The sequence below is a fragment of the Amycolatopsis sp. NPDC059235 genome (assembly GCF_042754125.1).
Lineage (GTDB): Bacteria > Actinomycetota > Actinomycetes > Mycobacteriales > Pseudonocardiaceae > Amycolatopsis > Amycolatopsis albidoflava.
Genome location: NZ_JBHZAG010000138.1, coordinates 1 through 13,682, shown reverse-complemented (window position 1 = coordinate 13,682; position 13,682 = coordinate 1). Strand labels below are relative to the sequence as shown.

Sequence of the window (13,682 nt, the reverse complement as noted above, 5' to 3'; positions counted from 1 at the left end):
GCACTCACGGACTCGCGCAAGTCCGTGAGGGCCACCTTCACGGACTTGGGGGTCGTGAGGGCCACCTTCACGGAATCAGAGTCCCTCAGGGTTCCCCTCACGGCACTTTCGCGGGCGCGAGCGGGGCGTTCCGCTGATCGGGCGGTCTTGATCGTTTCACGTCCGTTCCGGGCTTGTCGGGAGAAACCGGGCCCGCTACTCTGCCGTTTTAGTTAGGAAACTTTCTTAACGCAATAATCGCAACGAGACGCCGCAGAACCGTAACGCCGCCGCCCTGTTCCCGTCCGGCCCGAAGGAGTGCGACGTGTCCTCGTCCCGTGTCCGAAGTCTCGCCCGGTTCGCCTTGCCGGCCGCCGCGGTGGTGTTGCTGCCCGCGGCGGTCTCGCCCGCGCGCGACGCCCATGCCGCTGCCGCCGATGTGCTGCTGTCCCAAGGGAAACCGGTCAGCACCTCGACGCTTGAGACGTCCACGCTCGGCGGCGACAACGCCGTCGACGGGAATCTCAAGACGCGCTGGGCCAGCGCGGTCAGCGCCGACGCCCAGTGGCTGCGCGTCGATCTCGGGCAGGCCGCCACGATCCACCGGGTCAAGCTGAACTGGGAAGCGGCCTACGCCAAGAAGTACCGCGTCGAGATCTCCGACGACGGCGAGAACTTCAAGCCGATCGCGACGATCACCAACGGCGACGGCGGCACCGACGACCTCACCGGATTGTCCGGGCACGGCCGCTTCCTGCGCTTCGTCGGCACCGAGCGCGCCACGAAGTACGGCTACTCCCTCTGGGAGCTTCAGGCCTACGGCACCCCGGATTCCTCCGGCGACACCCAGGCGCCCACCACTCCGTCGAACCTCGCCGCGGGTGACATCGGCTCCAACAGCGTCGCGCTGACCTGGGCCGCCGCGACGGACAACGTCGGCGTCAGCGGGTACGACGTGCTCCGGGACGGCAAGTCCGTCGCCACCAGCACGTCCACGTCCTACACCGACAACGGCCTCTCGCCGGACACCGACTACACCTACACCGTCCGTGCGAAGGACGCCGCCGGCAACACCTCGCCGGCCAGCACTTCGGTCAAGGTGCACACGAAGCCGGGGACCGCGGGCAACACCTTCGTCCTCGCCGCGGCCGGCGACATCGCCGAGCAGTGCACCGCCAGCAGCTCCAGCTGCGTGCACCCGAAGACCGCGAAGCTGGTCCAGGGGATGAATCCCGCCGCGGTGATCACCATGGGCGACAACCAGTACGACGCCGAAGACACCGGCCTCACCCTGCAGAACTTCAAGGACTACTACGACAAGACCTGGGGCAAGTTCAAGAGCATCACGCACCCGATCCCGGGCAACCACGAGACCTACGACGACAACAAGCCGTTCGAGGCCTACCAGCAGTACTTCGGCAAGATCGCCACGCCGAACGGAAAGCGGTACTACAGCTGGGAAATGGGCAACTGGCACTTCATCGCGATCGACTCCAACGGCTTCGTCGACGACAAGGACGGCGGCGAGCTCCAGGACACCGACCAGATGAACTGGATCAAGCAGGACCTGGCGAAGAACACCAAGGGCTGCGTCGCGGCGTACTACCACCACCCGCGGTGGAGCTCCGGCGACCACGGCGACCAGCGCGGTTCCAAGCAGCTGTGGGACCTGTTCGCGCAGAACAAGGTCGACCTGGTCCTCAACGGCCACGACCACCACTACGAACGGTTCAACCAGCAGGACGCGAGCGGCAAGGCGGACCCGGCCGGCCCGGTCGAGATCATCGGCGGCATGGGCGGCGCGAACCCGTACCCGGTCCACTCCGCGCACCCGACCACGGCGAAGCTGCTCAAGGACACCTTCGGCGTGCTGAAGCTGACGATGACCGACAACACCTTCTCCGAGCAGCTGATCGGTCTCGACGGCAAGGTCCAGGACAGCAGCCCGACCTACACCTGCCACAACTAGGGGCCGGCCGTGTACATCGCGACAAGCCGTAGTTCGGACGTCGCGGCGGGCACCGAGCGGAAGGCCGGCCTGCGCCGGGTGTCGGCGAACGTCGTCGCACTCGGCGCGGTCAGCCTGGTCACCGACATCTCCTCGGAGATGGTGACCGCGGTGCTCCCGCTGTATCTGGTGCTCGGCCTCGGGCTGAACCCGCTGCAGTTCGGCCTGCTCGACGGGCTTTACGCGGGAGCCACCGCCGTGGTCCGCGTGCTCGGCGGGCATCTGGCCGACCGGTGGAGAAGGCTCAAGGCGGTCGCCGGGTTCGGCTACGGCTTGTCCGCGGTGTGCAAGCTCGGCCTGGTCGCGGCCGGTTCTTCGGTCGCGGCGATCGGCGTGGTGCTCGCCGCCGACCGCACCGGAAAAGGCCTGCGCACGGCCCCGCGCGACGCGTTGATCTCGCTCAGCAGCGAGCCCGACACGCTCGGCCGGTCGTTCGGCGTGCACCGCGCGATGGACACCGTCGGCGCGTTCCTCGGGCCGCTCGTCGCGATGGCCGTGCTCGCACTGAGCCTCGGCAGCTACACATCGGTGTTCTTCACCAGCTTCTGCATCGCGGCGATCGCGGTCATGCTGCTGGTGTTGTTCGTCCGCGACCACAAACAGGACATCGCCGACCGGGCCGCGGTGTCCGTACGGGCGGCGTTCGGGCTGTTGCGGGACCGGGGTTTCCGTCGCGTGGCGGTGTGGGCGGCGCTGCTCGGGTTCGTGACTCTCGGCGATTCCTTTGTGTACCTGGTGCTTCAGCGGCGCTGGGATGTCGCGGCGACATTCTTTCCGTTGCTGCCGCTCGGCACCGCGGGGATCTATCTGGTGCTGGCCGTTCCGCTGGGCAAGCTGGCTGACCGGATCGGGCGCTGGCCGGTGTTCCTCGGCGGGCATGTCGCGCTCGTCGCCGCGCTGATCGCGCTGTGCGGGCCGGTGTCCGGATTCTGGCTCGCGGCGCTGGCTTTGGGGCTGCACGGCGTGTTCTACGCGGCTACCGACGGGGTGCTGATGGCAGCCGCCGGACCGTTGGTGCCCGCTGATCTCCGGGCGACCGGTCTCGCGGTGGTCCAAACCGGACAGGCCGCCGCTCGGATGCTTTCGTCTGTCCTCTTCGGACTCGCCTGGACGTTGTGGGATCTCCAGCCCGCGGTCCTCGCGGCGGCCGGAGCGCTCGCTGTCGTGGCGCTCGGCGCCGCTTTCGCAAGGCCGGTGCGCAAATGAAAAAGGCTCTTCTCGCTGTTGTCGGCACTGTGGTGCTCGCGGCCGCCGCGGTGGTTTACACCGTCGCCGCGCGGCCTAGTCCAGCCGAACCCGCGAAGGTGGAACATCTTTCGCTCGCGCCTGGGCAGTTGTTCTTTCGCAGTACCAAGACGGGCAATGTCGGCGTTGTTCCGCTGGCGAATCCTGGTGCTGTGCCGAAGTTCAGCGATCTGAAGTGCGACCGGTTCGCGGTGTCGGGCACGACTGGGATGTGTCTCGCGGTGCGTCCCGGCACCTTGCCTGCCGTCAGTGACTTCAGTGTCCTGGATCGGAATCTCAACACCACGCACAAGGACTATCTGCCGGGCACACCCAGCCGGGCGCGCGTTTCGCCGGACGGCAAACGGGTGTACTGGACACTGTTCGTCACCGGTGATTCTTATGCCGCCACTGGGTTTTCGACGCGCGCCGGCGTTTACCAGCTGGACAACGGCGAGCTGGAGAAGACGATCGAGGAACTGCCGGTCCTGGTCGACGGGAAGCGCTATTTCTCGTCCGACGTCAATTACTGGGGCATCACGTTCGCCAAGGACGGCAAGCGGTTCTTCTCGACGCTGGGCTCCAAGGGCAAGACGTACCTGATCGAAGGCGACTACGACACCTACCGCGGCAAGGCGCTGCGGGAGAACGTGGAATGCCCGTCGTTGTCGCCGGACGAAACGCGGATCGCGTTCAAGAAGAAGGTCGGCGAGGGCGTCTGGCGGCTGTCCGTGCTCGACCTCAAGACGATGCGCGAGACCGCGCTCGCCGAGACCCGCAGTGTGGACGACCAGGCACTCTGGCAGGACGACCACACGATCCTCTACGGCCTGGAGAACGCCGTGTGGTCGGTGCCCGCGGACGGCTCCGGAGCCCCGCGCAAGCTGGTGGACGAAGCCGCCTCGCCTGCCGTCACCAGCTGATTCGACATCTCTTTACGTCGTATAGTACTCTCGTGTCCGGCGATACTTTACGACGTAAAGAGATGAGATGGCTGAAGCTGCTCTGCATGACGGAACGTGTATCGAGACACAGGTGCACGGGGACGGGCCGGTGCTGCTGCTCCCGGTCGACCCGAGGCCTGCCGAAGGACCGGAGGCTGAGGCGGCCCGGCAGTGGGGCGCCGATCCGGAGCTGGGCCGTTCGCTGATCGAGGGATTCGCCGGGTTCCGGGTGGTGGCCTTCGACTACCAGGGGCACCGGATGGCACATCCGGCCGACCTCGCGCCGGAGGTGGTCGCGGCCGATTTCCTGGCGGTGGCGGACTCGGCCGGGGCGGATCGGTTCTCGTATTACGGCTACTCGTGGCTGGCGTTGTCCGGGCTGCAGCTGGCGTTGCGCACGGATCGGCTGGACGCGTTGGTGATGGGCGGGTATCCGCCGCTGGACGGGCCGTATGCGGCGATGCTGGCGGTGACTCGGGCGACGCACGAGATGGCGCTTGCTGGCCCCTCGGCCGAGACTAAAGGTGAGCCGGGGGATTGGGATTCGGTGGATGTCACGTTGTCGACGGGGCAGACGAAGCAGTTCGTGACGTTGTATGAGGCGTTGCAGGACTTCGATGACCGGGCCGTCGAGCTGTCGTGTCCTCGGTTGTGCTTCGCCGGGTCCGAGGATCGGATTGTGTATAGCGAGCGGTGGGGCGGGGTGACTGTCGACATCGCCGGGCCGTTGTTGCGGGAGCGGGCCGAGATCGAGGCGCGTGGGTGGACCGTCGAGGTGCTCGACGGGCTGGACCACATGAGCGCGATGCAGGCGGCCACCGTGGTGCCTTTGGTGCGGCCTTGGCTGGAGAAAGTCGTGTAGCTATTCGGCTTGCCGCAGCTCGTGCTCCAGCGCCTCCAGCTCCGCGCCGCCCGCCATCTGCCGGGTCAGCTCGGCTAGGTCGATCTCCGACTTCTCGTAGGACCCGAGCGCCGCGCCGCGTTTGAGGAGCAGGAAACGGTCGGCCACTGGGTACGCGTGGTGCGGGTTGTGCGTGATCAGGACGACGCCCAGGCCCCGGTCGCGGGCCTGGGCCACGTACTTCAGCACGACGCCGGCCTGCTTCACGCCCAACGCGGCCGTCGGCTCGTCCAGGATCAGCACCTTCGCGCCGAAGTGGATGGCCCGGGCGATCGCCACGCACTGCCGTTCGCCGCCGGAGAGCGTGCCGACTGGCTGTTCGACGTCGCGCAGGTCAATACCGAGGTCAGCGAGGGCTTTCTTCGTCAGTTCGCGGCCTTTGCGCCGGTCGAGGGCGCGGAACGGGCCGAAGCCGACGGTCGGTTCCGAGCCGAGGAAGAAGTTGCGCCACACGCTCATCAGCGGCACCACCGCGAGATCCTGATACACCGTGGCGATTCCGCGGTCCAACGCTTCCCGGGGCGAGGAGAACCGCACCGGGGAACCTTCGACGAGAAACTCGCCTTCGTCGTGCTGGTGCACCCCGGCGAGGATCTTGATCAAAGTGGACTTTCCCGCGCCGTTGTCGCCCAGCACGCAGGTGACCTCGCCCGCGTTGACCACTGTGGACACTTCGCGCAGCGCGACCACGGTGCCGTAACGCTTGCCGACGTCCTTGACCTCGAGGAGAGCGTTCATCGCCGGACCCTTTCCGCGCGCCGCCGCAATGCGTTGTTGACCAGGACCGCCGCCAGCAGCATGATCCCGAGGAACAGCATGAACCAGTCGTTGTCCCATCCGGCGAACACGATGCCCTGGCGCGCGATGCCGAAGATCAGCGCGCCGATCGCCGCGCCCACGGCCGAGCCGAACCCGCCGGTCAGCAGGCAGCCGCCGATCACCGCCGCGATGATGTACTGGAATTCCAGCCCGATGCCCTGATTCGCCTGGACGCTCGCGAACCGCAGGATGTTGATCGAACCGACCAGCCAGCCGGCCAGCGCGGTGCCCATGAACAGCAGGATTTTGGTGCGCACCACCGGAACGCCGACCGAACGGGCGCTCGCGGCCGAACCGCCGACCGCGAAGATCCAGTTGCCGAATCGCGTCCGGAGAAGCAGCCACGCCGCCACCGCGATCGCGCCGAGCCACCAGACGATGGAGATCTGGAACGGTGTCCCGCCGATGTCCACTGTGGAGGCGAAGACGAACCCGGCGGACGCGTAGCCGTCGGCGGAACGCATGCCGGAGACCTGGACGGTGCCGGTGACCAGTCGCGTCACGCCGAGGTTCAAGCCTTGCAGGGCAAGGAAAGTGCCGAGGGTGACGATGAAGCTCGGCAGGCCGGTTTTCATCACGAGCCAGCCGTTGAACGCGCCGACTGTCAGCGCGAACACCAGCGAGACGAGCAACGCGAGCCAGACGTTCCAGCCTGCTTGGGTGGCGAGGATCGCGGTGACCAATGACGTCGACGCGGTCATCACACCCGCGGACAGGTCGAATTCGCCGCCTACCATCAGGAGTGACACGGCCACCGCCATGATGCCCAGCGTCGCCGCGTCGTCCAGCCAGGTCGCGGCTCCGCTAGCGCTGAAGAACTTGTCGGTCGCGAAGGTGAAGAAGCCGAACACCACGACCGCGCCGAGCAGCGCGCCGATCTCCGGGCGCACCACCAGCCGGTCGGTCAGCCGCGGCTTCGCCAGCCGTTCGTCGAGGGTCGTCATCGGGTGCCCCTTTGCACGTACTGGCCGACCTTGTCCACTGTGGATTTGTCGACCAGGTCGGGTCCGGTGAGCACCGGTTTGCCGCCGCCGACGACGTTCGCGTTGTCCCGGTACAGCTTCAGGAACTGCACCGGGAGATAGCCCTGTTCGTACTGCTGCTGGTCGACTGCGAAGAGCACGTCGCCCGCCTTGATCGCGGCCACGACGTCGGAGTTGAGGTCGAACGTGGCGACCTGCGCCTTCGAGTTCACCGACTTGACCGCGCTCACCGCACGGGCGGCGACCTGCGAGTTCAGCGTCAGCACCGCGTCGATCGACGAGTCGGTCTGCACCGCGCCGCGGATGCGCGACTCGGCGTCGGTCGGGTTGGAGATGTCCACCTGCAGGGTTTGGACGGTGCCGGCGAATCCGGTCTTCGCGCCGTCGCAACGCTGCGCCTGTCCGACGTTCCCGGCCTCGTGGATCACGCACAGCAGTTTGTGCTTGCCGAGGTCCTTGAACTTCTTCCCGGCTTCCTGACCGGCGATCGACTCGTTCTGCCCGACGTGCGTGAGCGCGCCGTACGCCGCGCTCTTGTCCTCGCCGGAGTTGATGGTGATTACCGGGATCCCGGCGCGCACCGCAGCCTCGATGGACGGGCGCAGCGCCTCCGGATTCGCCATCGACACCACGAGGCCGCCGGTCTGCTGCGCGACCGCGTTGTCGATCAGCTTCGCCTGCGCGCCCGGATCGCCGTCCGAGGTGTATTCCACTTGCACGCCAAGGTCTTTGCCCGCTTGCTCGGCACCGTTTTTCACCACGTTCCAGAACGCGTCGCCCGCGGTGCCGTGCGTGATGACCGAAACTTTCAGCGGCCCGGACGGCGTCGGCGCGGCGGCGGGCGCGGTCGTCTTCGGCTCGGCGGCCGGACCAGTGCACGCAGTCAGCAGCAAGCCCGCGGCCAGCAGGCTCGCCACCGCGCGGCCCGCGCGCTTCCAGCGATGGGACATCGTTGTCTCTCCTCGCTTGGTCAACCGGTGATTTTCCGCAGGTACGAGAGGCTGGCCGCGACGTCCTGGCCGGGACGGTCGATCGGGCTGTCTTCGCTCAGCGCGGTGTCCTGTTCCAGCACGTACCAGCCGTCGTAGCCCGCCTCGGCGACGGAGCGGACCATGGCTTCGATGTCCACGTCGCCCTTGCCGAGCGGCACGTAGAGACCCTTGCCGACCGCTTCGGCGTACGGCAGCTTGCCCGCTCGGACGGCTTTGGCCAACTCGCCGCGGACGTCCTTGAGGTGCAGGTGCCCGATCCGCCGCGGATGCCGTTGCGCGAGCGCGACCGGGTCGGCGCCGCCGATCAGCAGGTGCCCGGTGTCCAGGCAGAGCTGAAGATCCGAGTCCGCGAGGAAGCGTTCGACCTCTGCCTCGGTTTCCACGTGCGTGCCGACGTGCGGGTGCAAGACAGTTCGGAGTCCGTGTTTCGCGGCCACGTCACGGATCTTGCCCGCCGTGCTGACCAAAGTGGACCATTCGGCGGCGGTGAGCGCGGGCCGTTCGTCGTAACCGTCGAGGCCGGTCGCCGCGGCCAGCACGAGCATTCCGCCGCCGCAGGCAGCGAAGAGCGCGGCCGAGTCTTCCGCTTCGGCGACGGCCGCGTCCGGATTTTCGTGCAGCGGCACGGCAAGGAAGCCGCCGACGAGTTCGAGCCGATGGCTTTCCAGGAGCGCTTTCAGTGCGGCCGGTTCGCGCGGAAGATAGCCGGGCGGGCCCAATTCCGTTGCGGTGACGCCCAGTTCGGTCATTTCGCCGAGCACGTGCGCGGCGTCGAGCACCCGGCCCCAACCGGGAACCTCGCAGACTCCCCACGAGATCGGGGCGGCGGCGACGCGGATCTTCGCGGTCATGGATCCCTCTCCGGTCGGGGGACACGCCTTGATTAGAGCGCTCTAAGCTTGTAGCGTCCGGACCGTCGCGTCAAGCGCTTCTCCGGGGAGGTTTCAGATGGGGAAGCCCACCATGGAGGACGTCGCCGCGCGTGCCGGTGTCTCCCGTGCGCTGGTGTCGCTCGTGATGCGCAACGCGCCGAACGTTTCGGCGCGGCGGCGCGCGGCCGTGGTGAAAGCGGCCGAGGAGCTGGGCTATTCGCCGCACGTGATGGCGCGGTCGCTGGCCAGCCGGACGTCGACGGTGCTCGGCGTGATGGTGAACGACCTGCGCAACGCGTTCTTCGCCGACGTCGTGGAGGGTCTGGACGCGGCTGCTCAAGCGGCCGGATTCGACCTGATCCTCAACACCGGCGGGCGGATGCCTTCGCGGGAAGGCGCGGCGCTGCGGAGTCTTCTGTCGTTCCGTCCCGCCGGCGTGGTGCTGTTGTCGCCGGTGGTCCCGGCCGCTGCGATCGAAGCGGCGGCACGGCAGTGTCCAGTAGTGCTGGTATCACGGACTTCTCGTCTGTCCACTGTGGATACTGTGAACGACGACGGCGAGGCTGGCGCGGCGCTAGCTGTCGAACATCTGGTTCAGCTGGGTCATCACCGGATCGCCCACCTCGACGGCGGGGGAGCGGCCGGTGCCGCCGCGCGACGGAGAGGCTTCCGGCAGGCAATGCGGTCGCACGGGCTGGAGCCGATCGTGGTGCGCAGCGAACACACCGACACCGCGGGCGAGAAGGCCGTGCAGGAGCTGCTGTCCTTGTATTCGCCCAGGCCGACCGCGCTTCTGGCAGGTAATGACTTCAACGCTGTCGGTGCGATCTCGGCACTCGAGGAACACGGCTTGCGGGTGCCGGACGACGTTTCGGTGGTCGGCTACGACAACACGTCGCTGGCTTCCCTCCGGCACATCTCACTGACCACAGTGGACCAGCCGCGCGCGGAAATGGCCCGGCTGGCCTTTGACGCGTTATTGGAACGGGTACGGGGTGAACGCACTGAACCGGTGCGGCATCTGCTTCATCCGTCCCTGGTCGTTCGGGAGACCACGGGGCCGAACTCAGGGGAGGCACAGCGATGAGGTTGGGACTGGCAGGCGCGGGGCGGATCGGTGCCGCGCACGCGGAAACGCTTGCGGGCTTCGACGAGGTGACGTCGGTGGTCGTCGCGGATGTGGATCCCGAGCGAGCACAGTCGGTCGCCGCTCGGCTCGGCGTCGAGGCGGTCGAGGGAATCGACGCGCTGTTCCAGGCCGGCCTGGACGGCCTGGTCATCGCGGCGGCCACGGACGCGCATCCGGAGCTGATCATCCAGGCGGTCGACGCACGGGTGCCGGTGTTCTGTGAAAAGCCAGTCGCCGCGGACATCCCCGGCACGCTGGCGGTGATCGACCGGATCGCGGACTCCGACGTACCGGTGCAGATCGGCTTCCAGCGCCGGTTCGACGCGGGCTACCAGGCCGCGCGGGTCGCGGTGGAGAGCGGGGAACTGGGCTGGCTGCACAGTGTCCGGGCGACCACTTTGGACCCAGCGCCGCCGCCCGCGGCCTATATCGCGCATTCCGGCGGCCTGTTCCGGGACTGCGGGGTGCACGACTTCGACATTCTCCGCTGGGTGACCGGGCGGGAGGTCGAGGAAGTATTCGCCTTGGGACGCAACAAAGGCGAGCAGTTCTTCGCCGACGCCGGAGACGTCGACACAGCGGCGGTCGCGATGACGCTCGACGACGGAACCCTCGCGACGGTCTCCCTGACGCGCTACAACGGCGCGGGATACGACGTCCGCTTCGAAGCCCTTGGCTCTTTGGGGAATGCCGTGGTGGGCTTGGACGACCAGGCTCCGCTGCGATCGGTGGAACCGGGCTTCGGGCCGTTGCCGGGACCAGCGTATCCCGGTTTCATGGAACGATTCCGGACGGCTTACGCCGCTGAACTGCACGCCTTCCTGGACGTGGCGGCTGGGCGCATCCCGTCGCCTGCGGGGGCGGGGGATGCGCTGGAGGCGTTCTACATCGCGGAGGCGTGCGAGGTCTCGAGGCGAGAAAACCGCCCGGTCCGGGTTGCCGAGGTGCGGCGGTAGGTCAGGGCTTTGGGAAGTAGGTCACCACCTCGGCGAGAGTGTTGAGGTCTTCGGCATCGAAGCGACCGGTGGCGGTGTCTGCCTCGCCGATGACGATCGTCCGTCCGAGCGGCCTCGGGTGGTAGTGGAGCCCGGTGAAGCGGAAGCCGGCCAGTTCGAGCGGAGCGCCGCCGAGCGGGGTCACGTCGCCGTTGCCCTGCACCTGCTCGACCCGCTCGAAGGCGGCGGCGTCCTCCTTGGTCCGGAATCCGACCCAGGCCACGGAAAGCACCGCGGCGTTGCCGTGTCCGTCGCCGACCGCGTACAACCTCATGACGAGCGAGGTGCACGGAGTGCGGGTAAAGAATTCCCGCACCTTGCCCGTGGAATTGAGCAGGCACTTCAGGTCGCGTTTCACCGTTCGCTTCAGCTCTTTGAGCTTGAACCTGCTGAACGTTTCGGCGGATTTCCCTCGCCGAGCGGATTTCCGGCCTTCCGTTTTCCTGACCGAGGCAGAGCGGCCAGGCAGCGAATCGACGACGTCCCCCGCGAGGTTGCCGGGCAGCGCCTCCGCGGCGATTCCCGCGCCTCCTTCGACCGCGGCCCCGCCGCCGAACGCCGTGACCCCACCTGCGCCGATCACCGCGGCGACTCCGGCGGCGAGGACGATTCCGCCGCCGCGGCTCCGTCGTCCGTCGCCGTCGGGAATGCGGCGCCTGCGTCCGAATTCATCCGTATACCAGTCATCAGCCATGCCAGCGATCCCCTCCGTGCCCCTCGATCGGCTGTGCGTGGAGAAAATCCAACTCCGATGAAGGCGTGGAACGAAACGGAGCCTGGCAAGTTCACCTGAATGTCGGAATCCGCCGGTTAACTCAAGATCGCGGACGAAGCAGGCTCTCCACCAACGTATCCACCAAATCCCCCGGCACCGCCGCCCCCGTCAGTGCACAGTAGACAATCGGCCCCAGCAGAGCGTCCATTGTGGCCTCCGGATCCAGCACCGGAGAAATCTCGCCTGACTCAGCCGCCAGCGTCAGCATCTCGCGTTCGGCGATCTGCCGCGGTTCCAGGTAACGCTCGTGAAACCGAGCCGCGGTCCCGACATCGTGTTGCGCCTCGGCCAGGAGGGTGAGAAGGCATTTCCCCGCCGGATCCTCGGTCAGGAAATCCGCGAAATCACGCAGGTACGCACGGATGCTTCCCGCGGTAGGGAGCTCCGTCGGCACCGGCAGGCGTTTCGCGCTGTCCTCGATCAGCGTGTCCAGCAGGATTTCGACCTTGGACGGCCACCAGCGGTAGATCGTCTGCTTCGCGACGCCGGCGCGGCGCGCGATCGCTTCCACGGTCAGCGCGCCGAAGCCGTGTTCGACCAGCAGGTCGTCGGCGGCGTGCAGGACGGCGAGGCGGGCGGCCTCGTCCCGCCGGTTGCCGGAGCGTGCCCTGCGGGGCTGGGAATTCACTGCGGGCATACCGGACACCTTACCGTGCTACTGTCTAGACGTGACGTCTCGTCTAGACAAAGGAGGGGCCATGACCGGACGCCGGGCATTGGTGGTCGGAGCTTCGCGGGGGCTGGGATTGGTGCTGGTCACCGAATTGGACCGGCGCGGGTGGGAGGTCATCGCGACCACTCGCGACGGTGCCGCGCCGCGCGAGGGGATGCGGACCGAGCGGTTGGAGATGACCGACGACGCACAGATCGCCGCGCTGCGCGACAGAGTGGACGGTCCGCTCGATCTGCTCTTCGTGAACGCGGCGATCAACCAAGGGAATCTGCCGATCAGCGAAGTGCCGACCGAGATGTTCACCGAAGTCATGATCACCAACGCATTGAGCCCGTTGAGAGTCCTCGAAGGACTGCACGATTTGGTTGCGCCGGGCGGCACGGTCGCGGTGATGTCGTCCGAGCAGGGCAGCATCTCGATGAACGTCGAACCCGGGTACGAGCTGTACAAGGCGAGCAAGGCCGCGCTCAACCAGCTCATGCGCAGCTACGCGACTCGCCACGAGGGCGACGGGCACACCAAACTGCTCATCGACCCCGGCCACAACCGGACGCGGCTCGGCGGGCCGGACGCGCCGTTGCTGCCCGAGGAAAGCGTTCCCGCGGTCGTCGACGTCCTGGAAGCGCAGGCAGGCGAGCCGGGGCTGCAGTTCCTCGACCGGTTCGGCAAGCCGGTTCCCTGGTAACGACTGGGCCGATCGGGTAGCGCACGGCGGCTTCGCGTGCCAAGCTGCGGGGCGTGCCTGGATCCGGAGAATCCGAGATCGTGCTGATCCCGCTCGACGAGCCGGGGCTCGAGCGGCTTCTGGAAGCCGCGGTGGCCGACGCCGAACCGACCGAGGTCATGCCGCCGGTGGAAGGTCCCGCCGGCTGGACCGAAGCCCGCCGCGAAGCGTTTCTCGCGTTTCACCGCCGACGATCCCTCAACCCGGACACCGCGATCGAGACGACGTGGGTCGTGGAGGTCGACGGCCGGGTCTGCGGGGCGGCCCGGCTGCGGCCGGTGTCCGGGCGGTCGGCGCTGGAGGTCGAAGCCGGGGTGTGGCTCGGCCGTTCGGCGCGCGGACGCGGGATCGGCCGCAAGGTGACCGCGGTGCTGCTGGACGCGGCCCGCGACGGCGGCGCGGCGAAGTTCGTCGCGACGACCACTGTGGACAACGCGGCGGCCCAGCGGCTGCTGAGCGGGGCCGGCGCGGAACTGGACGTCCGCGGCACGGAGATCGACGCACACCTCGACTTCTGACCGCCCGCCCCGCAAGCGCCCCAATGTGGCATTGGGTGCGCTGAACGCACCGAACGCCACATTGGGTGCGTTGCCCTCTGCTCCCACTGACGTCCGTGAGGGGAACCCTGAGGGACTCAGAGTCCCTCAGGGTTCCCCTCACGGAT

Annotated in this window: 14 protein-coding genes; 8 read left to right on the top strand and 6 right to left on the bottom strand. The window is 67.7% G+C overall.

All coding sequences use genetic code 11. The features are described 5' to 3' along the window. Window positions 1-304 precede the first annotated feature (304 nt). The 4 genes from ACFXI3_RS44480 (at window position 305) to ACFXI3_RS44465 (ending at window position 5,017) form a co-directional block, all read left to right on the top strand. Window positions 305-1,948 (top strand): discoidin domain-containing protein, encoded by a 1,644-nt coding sequence (locus tag ACFXI3_RS44480; RefSeq protein ID WP_344285942.1) that lies wholly within the window; start codon window positions 305-307, stop codon window positions 1,946-1,948. Window positions 1,949-1,957: 9 nt separating this feature from the next. After that, window positions 1,958-3,193, top strand: a complete 1,236-nt coding sequence (locus tag ACFXI3_RS44475; protein ID WP_344285943.1) for an MFS transporter — start codon at window positions 1,958-1,960, stop codon at window positions 3,191-3,193. Continuing rightward, window positions 3,190-4,134, top strand: coding sequence for a hypothetical protein (locus ACFXI3_RS44470; protein WP_378408075.1), 945 nt, complete (start codon window positions 3,190-3,192; stop codon window positions 4,132-4,134). The genes ACFXI3_RS44475 and ACFXI3_RS44470 overlap by 4 nt, the downstream gene beginning before the upstream one ends. A 67-nt stretch (window positions 4,135-4,201) precedes the next feature. Then, a complete protein-coding gene (locus ACFXI3_RS44465; RefSeq protein WP_378408073.1) occupies window positions 4,202-5,017 on the top strand; it encodes an alpha/beta fold hydrolase in 816 nt (271 codons plus the stop codon). Here ACFXI3_RS44465 and ACFXI3_RS44460 read toward each other — a convergent pair whose 3' ends face one another. The 4 genes from ACFXI3_RS44460 to ACFXI3_RS44445 are packed head-to-tail and all read right to left on the bottom strand — an operon-like array spanning window position 5,018 to window position 8,701. Beyond that, on the bottom strand, window positions 5,018-5,794 hold the full coding sequence (locus ACFXI3_RS44460; protein ID WP_344285946.1) for an ATP-binding cassette domain-containing protein: 777 nt from the start codon (window positions 5,792-5,794) through the stop codon (window positions 5,018-5,020). Continuing rightward, window positions 5,791-6,819 carry an ABC transporter permease gene (locus ACFXI3_RS44455; RefSeq protein ID WP_378408071.1) on the bottom strand — a complete coding sequence of 343 codons (1,029 nt, stop codon included), beginning with the start codon at window positions 6,817-6,819 and terminating at the stop codon, window positions 5,791-5,793. Before ACFXI3_RS44455 ends, ACFXI3_RS44460 begins: the two co-directional genes overlap by 4 nt. Then, window positions 6,816-7,808, bottom strand: a complete 993-nt coding sequence (locus ACFXI3_RS44450; RefSeq protein ID WP_378408069.1) for a sugar ABC transporter substrate-binding protein — start codon at window positions 7,806-7,808, stop codon at window positions 6,816-6,818. The genes ACFXI3_RS44455 and ACFXI3_RS44450 overlap by 4 nt, the downstream gene beginning before the upstream one ends. A gap of 20 nt (window positions 7,809-7,828) precedes the next feature. Then, on the bottom strand, window positions 7,829-8,701 hold the full coding sequence (locus tag ACFXI3_RS44445; protein ID WP_378408067.1) for a sugar phosphate isomerase/epimerase family protein: 873 nt from the start codon (window positions 8,699-8,701) through the stop codon (window positions 7,829-7,831). Between the two features lie 97 nt (window positions 8,702-8,798). Here ACFXI3_RS44445 and ACFXI3_RS44440 point away from each other — a divergent pair, with 97 nt between their 5' ends. Together ACFXI3_RS44440 and ACFXI3_RS44435 are read left to right on the top strand one after the other, a co-directional pair. Continuing rightward, entirely contained in the window at window positions 8,799-9,809 is a 1,011-nt protein-coding gene (locus tag ACFXI3_RS44440) for a LacI family DNA-binding transcriptional regulator (protein WP_378408065.1), read from the top strand. Beyond that, entirely contained in the window at window positions 9,806-10,807 is a 1,002-nt protein-coding gene (locus ACFXI3_RS44435) for a Gfo/Idh/MocA family oxidoreductase (protein ID WP_378408063.1), read from the top strand. Before ACFXI3_RS44440 ends, ACFXI3_RS44435 begins: the two co-directional genes overlap by 4 nt. A gap of 1 nt (window position 10,808) precedes the next feature. Here ACFXI3_RS44435 and ACFXI3_RS44430 read toward each other — a convergent pair whose 3' ends face one another. Continuing rightward, window positions 10,809-11,540: a hypothetical protein gene (locus tag ACFXI3_RS44430; protein WP_378408061.1), complete on the bottom strand. Its 732-nt coding sequence runs from the start codon at window positions 11,538-11,540 to the stop codon at window positions 10,809-10,811. Window positions 11,541-11,661: 121 nt separating this feature from the next. Continuing rightward, on the bottom strand, window positions 11,662-12,258 hold the full coding sequence (locus tag ACFXI3_RS44425; protein WP_378408059.1) for a TetR/AcrR family transcriptional regulator: 597 nt from the start codon (window positions 12,256-12,258) through the stop codon (window positions 11,662-11,664). Between the two features lie 61 nt (window positions 12,259-12,319). Between ACFXI3_RS44425 and ACFXI3_RS44420 the strand changes: the two genes are divergently transcribed. Together ACFXI3_RS44420 and ACFXI3_RS44415 are read left to right on the top strand one after the other, a co-directional pair. Further along, window positions 12,320-12,979: an SDR family NAD(P)-dependent oxidoreductase gene (locus tag ACFXI3_RS44420; RefSeq protein ID WP_378408057.1), complete on the top strand. Its 660-nt coding sequence runs from the start codon at window positions 12,320-12,322 to the stop codon at window positions 12,977-12,979. A 53-nt stretch (window positions 12,980-13,032) separates the two neighbouring features. Then, window positions 13,033-13,536, top strand: coding sequence for a GNAT family N-acetyltransferase (locus tag ACFXI3_RS44415; protein ID WP_344285954.1), 504 nt, complete (start codon window positions 13,033-13,035; stop codon window positions 13,534-13,536). Window positions 13,537-13,682: the final 146 nt, after the last annotated feature.

What these genes read in the sequence shown, in the direction of transcription:
- ACFXI3_RS44470 (WP_378408075.1), top strand. Translation starts at nt 3,190, where the DNA reads ATGAAAAAGGCTCTTCTCGCTGTTGTCGGCACTGTGGTGCTCGCGGCC.
- ACFXI3_RS44465 (WP_378408073.1), top strand. Translation starts at nt 4,202, where the DNA reads ATGGCTGAAGCTGCTCTGCATGACGGAACGTGTATCGAGACACAGGTG.
- ACFXI3_RS44460 (WP_344285946.1), bottom strand. Translation starts at nt 5,794, where the DNA reads ATGAACGCTCTCCTCGAGGTCAAGGACGTCGGCAAGCGTTACGGCACC.
- ACFXI3_RS44455 (WP_378408071.1), bottom strand. Translation starts at nt 6,819, where the DNA reads ATGACGACCCTCGACGAACGGCTGGCGAAGCCGCGGCTGACCGACCGG.
- ACFXI3_RS44450 (WP_378408069.1), bottom strand. Translation starts at nt 7,808, where the DNA reads ATGTCCCATCGCTGGAAGCGCGCGGGCCGCGCGGTGGCGAGCCTGCTG.
- ACFXI3_RS44445 (WP_378408067.1), bottom strand. Translation starts at nt 8,701, where the DNA reads ATGACCGCGAAGATCCGCGTCGCCGCCGCCCCGATCTCGTGGGGAGTC.
- ACFXI3_RS44440 (WP_378408065.1), top strand. Translation starts at nt 8,799, where the DNA reads ATGGGGAAGCCCACCATGGAGGACGTCGCCGCGCGTGCCGGTGTCTCC.
- ACFXI3_RS44435 (WP_378408063.1), top strand. Translation starts at nt 9,806, where the DNA reads ATGAGGTTGGGACTGGCAGGCGCGGGGCGGATCGGTGCCGCGCACGCG.
- ACFXI3_RS44430 (WP_378408061.1), bottom strand. Translation starts at nt 11,540, where the DNA reads ATGGCTGATGACTGGTATACGGATGAATTCGGACGCAGGCGCCGCATT.
- ACFXI3_RS44425 (WP_378408059.1), bottom strand. Translation starts at nt 12,258, where the DNA reads ATGCCCGCAGTGAATTCCCAGCCCCGCAGGGCACGCTCCGGCAACCGG.
- ACFXI3_RS44420 (WP_378408057.1), top strand. Translation starts at nt 12,320, where the DNA reads ATGACCGGACGCCGGGCATTGGTGGTCGGAGCTTCGCGGGGGCTGGGA.